This is a genomic window from Mesorhizobium sp. M1A.F.Ca.IN.022.07.1.1 (genome assembly GCF_003997575.1).
Lineage (GTDB): Bacteria > Pseudomonadota > Alphaproteobacteria > Rhizobiales > Rhizobiaceae > Mesorhizobium.
The window spans coordinates 1-5,553 of record NZ_RZST01000365.1 but is presented as its reverse complement, the minus strand read 5'-3'; the positions used below and the strand labels follow the sequence as shown (position 1 = coordinate 5,553).

The following is a 5,553-nucleotide window of genomic DNA, read 5'->3' as shown; positions in this document are numbered from 1 at the left end:
TCCGCGGCGCGGTGATCGCCAATGTCGAACCCGGCTCGTCGGCAGAGAAGGCTGGATTGCAGGTCGGCGATGTCGTCACCGCAATCGACGGACATCCCGTGCAAGGCACGACCGACCTCAGAAACCGCATCGGCCTCACCCCTGCCGGAAGCACCGTCAAATTTGCCGTCAAACGCGGTAATGGCGAAGTCACGATCGACGTGACGATCGCTGCACAGGAAAGCGCGTCGGAGACGCTGGCAGGCACTCTCCTGCAGGGCGCCAAGATGAGTGACGCTTCAGCCGAGGAAGCCCAGCGGGCAGGCGCGGCCGGGGTCGTCATCGAGAGCATCGAACCCGCTAGCCCGGCGGCAAGGGCAGGGCTGCGGACCGGAGACATGATCGTGGCGGTCAACCGCAAGCCGGTCTCTTCGATGGAGGATTTGCGCAGTGCGATCGCTGGGCAACGGGCAGTACTGGCGCTTGAACTCATCCGTGACGGCGCGCGTTTTCTGCTGGTTGTGCGATAAACTGGCGGCCGGCCACCATGAACAGAAGTGGCAATCATGACGTGAGCCGGAAGAGGCAATCCAACATCGAAGTCATCCGTTCGGCCCGGATACGACAACGAAAAGGAGGCAGCCTGAAGGAGAAGTAATGCAATCGGCAAACGACCATCGCCCCACCGGTCGCGTTAATCGCAAATCGATCGCAACGACGGGGAAGAGCGCGAAGTGCAGCCGGTTGACTATTTCCTCGTGTTCTAACGTTAAATGCCCGAAAGAGCTCGAGCAGTAACCGTGTTCCTGCTGCGGCGGGTGTCGCCTCAGACCAATGATGCTACGTCCGCGGCCTTACCCCGTCAGTAACCCAGTTCGAGGTCGATCCTGTTGGACAGAGGCTCGCCTCTTGCGACTTGACCGCAAAGTTCGGCGGCCTGGTCGATCCCGGAATCCACCCAGAAGCTCGCGACATGAGGTGTAACGGTCACCTTGGGATGATTCCACAGTGGCGACGAGGCTTCCAGCGGTTCACGCTGAAACACGTCAAGGCAAGCACCTGAAAGCTGATCCTCGTCGAGAGCGCGGATCAGGTCGGCTTCGTTGACATGTGCGCCCCTGGCGACGTTGACGAGATAGGCACCTCGCTTCATGTTTCCAAAGGCACTGGCGTTCAGGATCTCACGAGTGTCACCTGTCAGGGGAAGTGAACAGATAACGTAGTCCCGGCCTCTGAGTGCCTCCGCAAGCTGGGCGCGGCCGAAGTAGCTCTGTATGCCAGGGAGCGTCTTCTGGTGACGAGACCAGACGGCAGTGTCGTAGCCCAGTTCCGCAAACAGCTTTGCTGCCCAGCCACCGATCCGGCCCGCACCCAGCACAACAATTCTTGTCTCGGAGATTTTCCGGGGCGCGATCGGATTCCAAACCTTGCTGGCTTGCTGCCTCACGTACTCGGCAACATGGCGGTGCTGGCACAGAACGCGAAGGACGATGTACTGCGCCACTTCCGACGCCTGCTCACGCGTTGCGAGCCTAATGAGCGCAACACTCTTGGGAAAGCTTTGGAGATCAATTCCGTCGACACCGGCCCCTAGGTAGAGCACCGCGCGCAGTCCTGTCATCGCGTCGAAAAAGCCGGGATCGGCGCCCTTGTCGATCAGCACGATCTCGATATCACCTTTATTCCCTACGTCTGGCCACAGCCTGAACTCCAGTTGCGGCACACGATTCTTTAGCTCAGTAGCCCACACTGCGGCGTCGATGTAGTCAGGATATTCATTGACCATCAGCACGGTAATTGGCTGGCCGGACACTTGGCACCCCCAAGCAGAGGCAATGATCGGATGCGTGTTCCCTTACAATAGCACACCCGCCTTTAGTATCCGAACTCCAAATTGGCCGCTGCGTTTCCGGCTTTGTCGGCGAGCGTGTCCGCCGAGCCGGCCGATATGGCAGGCGAGTGCCTCGAATTCCGGCCGGGCGTCGTTGAATTTCCGGTCCGGCGACGGACCGCGCGCCGAGCGTGCCTTGCGGGAATTCGCGAATGAGCGCGCCTGCACGCATGTTCAGCGTGTCCGCCCCCGCCTTGAAGCCCGCCGGCGCATAAGCGCGCTTGCCGTCGAACATCTCGGCTCGGTCCCGACGCAAAGAGCCCCGCCGTGAAAATCAAAAAACGCCCGCCGCATGCCAGGGGAGCAGCCGGTGTTGAATTATGGCAACAAAGACTGGTGACAAGGGATCGCCAGTCCGCAGCCCAACGCGATAGTGGGTTATGTTGCACGGCATAGACCTATGCGCGTGGTGACGGGACCTGAGCCGGAACAGGCTGCCAAGCCTGAGAAACGGAGGGCCAAGAAGCAGCCCGCCGCCGAGCAGGAGGCCGAGCCGGAACAGGCGGCCAAGCCTCAGAAGCCTAAGGCGAAGGAGCAGCCCGCCGCCGAGCAGCAGCAGGCCGAGCCCGAGCAGGCGGCCAAGCCCAAGCCACGGAGCCAGAAAAAAAGGCGTGCGATCCGCAGACTGACGCGAACTGCTAGGCGGCCGCGAAGGAAAGTGGCGAGGGTTCGCAGCTTTGTGCGCATTGCCTATGGCGGCTAGCTTGTCTCAGAGGCTTCGGAAAAGAAAGTCATGATGCTGAGCGTCCTCGCCGACCTACTTGATCGGCACCTATTCATGGCGCAGGTCATCGTGCTCATCGGCACCGGTCTCGCGACCGTGGCGCTTGGTCTTTTGGCGTTCGATCTCGCCGGCGAGGATGCGGGCAGTGCTCGGCACCGCCCTTCCCATCAAAGATGATCGCTTATGTCGGCGTGTGGTGCCGCCGCTTTCGCCGAGCGGCTGCCCAGGCGCACCGTGCTGGTGGCGCTCGATCTCGTACGCGCCGGCGTTGCGGTATTCCTGCCGTTCGTCACTGAGATTTGGCAGATCTATGTCCGGATCTTCATCCTGCAGTCGGCCTCAGCCGGTTTCACGTCGACGTTCCCGACGTTTTGCCGGGCGAGAAGGACTATACCAAGGCGCACCCTGACACTGCACCGGGGGCACTCCGCCAGGGCCGCCAAATGTTAAGGCCATTGGCCATATCGCCGCTTAGAATTTCGACCGAGTCAAAGATCGATTGAAACATTGCCTTGCGCGCGGCTGCAACAGGCCAGCACATAACCCGCAGACTTCTCTTCGGAAGTGAGCCCGCCAAGATCACACATCGACACTTCGCCTGAGAGCTTGGCTATTCGGCAAGTGCCGCAAACTCCTTGCTGGCACGCGGTGGGAACATAGACACCACAATTGCGCGCTGCATCGAGCAACGTCTCTCCGGGCGCGCAGCGATGCTCTAAACTGGACTTGGCGAAATGGACAAAAGACGGAATGGCAGATGCTTCATCCGGAACAACGCCGCTAGGGTACCCTCCGAAGCTCTCCTCATAATAGGCCAGCGGTTCAATGCCAACTTCATTAAAACTGTCTCGTATTGCCTTCATGTAGGGTTCGGGGCCGCAAGTGTAGACTGTGCGATTCGCAAGATCGGGAATAAGGCTCAGGAGCATGGGACCATTTATTCGGCCACTCGGTCCCATCCACGAGGGATCTACCTTCGAACAAAGGAATGTCACCTCAAGATTGGGAAATCGGGCAGCGAGTGCATCGAGTTCCGATCCAAAGATGATATCGCGTGCCGAGCGCACGCTATAGATGAGCCGAAGGTCCAGATCGGATGCTCGATCTGTCAACATTCGCAGCATCGACATAAGCGGCGTGATCCCGCTGCCGCCCGCAAGAAAGAGAGGCTTTTCGCGGGCAGCGCCATCGAGTTTGAACGAACCTAGGGGGCCTTCAATCTTGATTTCGTCGCCGGACCGAAGATTGTCGTGGAGCCAGTTGGAAACGAGCCCGCCAGGCGTCCGCTTTACCGTGATGTGCAAGTCAAGTGGACGAGTCGGCGGAGAGGAGACGGAGTAGGCTCGCGTCACACTGAGCCCATCAATGCTGAGGCGAAGAAGCACATATTGCCCCGCATTGAAGCAGAACATGCGGTCTGACGCAGCGGAAAAGACAAACGTTTTCACGTCGTGGGTCTCGTCGATTATCCGTCGGCAGAGCATTGCCTGCGGCGATGCGTCAGCCCATTGCCGCTGCCGCATCGCGGCAACAAATTCGGAAGTCGGAAACGAGGTGTGCGCGTCCATTTTGGCTCTCAATGACGCGCCAACATGGCAGCCCAAGCCTTCGGGGAACAGTGGCTTGAGTCTGCTTTATAATCGGGGAGTTCGATCTAGGTCTCGAGCGACATCACCGCCAGATGCAGCGCACGAAGCCCCTTGCGGAGGATCGGCTCGTGCTTGCGCCGGGCGAGCATGGCCGTATGGACGGGTTGGTGAAGCGTCGGCGCGCCCTCTACCAGGAACGACGGGACCTCGGCCGTGAACCTGCGGGCATCGTCGTTGCGCATGTAACAACTCCCCCCGGTTCGTCGCAGCATTGCCTCGGCCAAGCTTTCGGATCCCATGGAGAGCCTTGAAATTGCCAGGGCAGGGATCAGCTCCGAATGGGTTTTCTCGAGTACGACCGTGTACCCCGGGCGAATGTAGCTGTCAGGATTCACCTCCGATAGCGTCCTCGCAACGGTGGAGACCATCACATATTCCTCGACCATGAGGTGCTCATAAGCAATTTCGGGAAGATAGCGGGGTGCATAGAGCACGGCTATGTCGAGATTTCCCAAACTGAGATCGGTCACCATCTGATTGGAATAGTCGGATTCTACATGGATCGAGGCCTTTGGAAGAACCTGGCAGAGCGCCTCCACCCACCCAGGCAGCACCGAGCGTGTCATGCCAACCTGTGCGGCCACACGTAGCGTCCCTTCGAACCGGTTGAACGCGCGAACGTCATGGCGCGCTTGCGACCAGGTCGAAAGCATCGCTCGCGCGTAGGCTTCGAAACGTCGCCCCGCCGCGGTCGGCTCAGCGCCAGCACGACCACGATGGAAAAGCTCTGATCCTACCGCGCTTTCCAGACTCTTGATCCGAGAACTGACCGTGGACTGAGTGATGTTCAGCCGGTCTGCAGTCCGGTTGAAGTTCCTCGATTCAATAATGTCGAGGAACGTCTCGATGTGGTCCAACTGCATGCAGCACCTTAATCGAAAAAGCCGATCATTAGCCGGAGATCATTGGCTTGATCCGGGAATTGTCAAGGCGGAAGGTGGAGGCAGTAAACGGCTAAGCGCGGCTAAGCCAGACAGGGAGCGAAAGCTAAAGTGTTTATCGTCGACTGCGATTGTCACAATTACTGGTCAAGCGCCACGGTTTTGGAGCCGTATCTTTCGGGCATCTGGAAGGACATGTTCATCGAGGGCGAGAAGACTGGCCCCAAAGGATCTTTCCCACACGGCCATCGCCCCTGGTTTCATCCGCAGGATTTCTCCCGCAAGGATGTGCGGCCCGAGACCGAGGCGGACAATTACCTGATCATGAAGGAGAAGCACCTCGATAAATACAATATCGGAGTGGCAATCCTGACTGGCGACGAGCCGATCGAGGCTTCGACGCTGGCAAATCCCTATTACGCCAGCGCG

The 5,553-nt window shown here is 59.2% G+C and carries 5 protein-coding genes and 2 pseudogenes; 4 read left to right on the top strand and 3 right to left on the bottom strand.

Annotated elements, in window-relative coordinates; translation table 11 throughout:
- The coding region (locus tag EOA75_RS27880) for a PDZ domain-containing protein (RefSeq protein ID WP_127325676.1) at positions 1 to 509 on the top strand (509 nt) is incomplete at its 5' end.
- A 332-nt stretch (positions 510 to 841) separates the two neighbouring features.
- On the opposite strand, the gene EOA75_RS27875 is transcribed toward EOA75_RS27880, so the two are convergent.
- Positions 842 to 1,792: a glyoxylate/hydroxypyruvate reductase A gene (locus EOA75_RS27875; RefSeq protein WP_127325675.1), complete on the bottom strand. Its 951-nt coding sequence runs from the start codon at positions 1,790 to 1,792 to the stop codon at positions 842 to 844.
- Between the two features lie 478 nt (positions 1,793 to 2,270).
- Between EOA75_RS27875 and EOA75_RS27870 the strand changes: the two genes are divergently transcribed.
- Positions 2,271 to 2,573, top strand: coding sequence for a hypothetical protein (locus tag EOA75_RS27870; RefSeq protein ID WP_127325674.1), 303 nt, complete (start codon positions 2,271 to 2,273; stop codon positions 2,571 to 2,573).
- Between the two features lie 33 nt (positions 2,574 to 2,606).
- Positions 2,607 to 2,995 (top strand): annotated as a pseudogene (locus EOA75_RS34580) (MFS transporter); the annotation flags it as partial.
- Positions 2,996 to 3,082: 87 nt separating this feature from the next.
- Here the strand turns inward: EOA75_RS34580 and EOA75_RS27860 are convergent.
- Complete coding sequence (locus EOA75_RS27860) at positions 3,083 to 4,162, bottom strand: hybrid-cluster NAD(P)-dependent oxidoreductase (RefSeq protein WP_127325673.1); 1,080 nt, start codon at positions 4,160 to 4,162, stop codon at positions 3,083 to 3,085.
- 86 nt (positions 4,163 to 4,248) lie between these two features.
- Positions 4,249 to 5,100, bottom strand: coding sequence for a LysR family transcriptional regulator (locus EOA75_RS27855; RefSeq protein ID WP_164747598.1), 852 nt, complete (start codon positions 5,098 to 5,100; stop codon positions 4,249 to 4,251).
- 135 nt (positions 5,101 to 5,235) lie between these two features.
- Between EOA75_RS27855 and EOA75_RS27850 the strand changes: the two are divergent.
- Positions 5,236 to 5,553 (top strand): annotated as a pseudogene (locus EOA75_RS27850) (amidohydrolase); the annotation flags it as partial.

Coding starts and splice junctions, on each gene's coding strand:
- EOA75_RS27870 (WP_127325674.1), top strand. CDS start 2,271: ATGCGCGTGGTGACGGGACCTGAGCCGGAACAGGCTGCCAAGCCTGAG.
- EOA75_RS27860 (WP_127325673.1), bottom strand. CDS start 4,162: ATGGACGCGCACACCTCGTTTCCGACTTCCGAATTTGTTGCCGCGATG.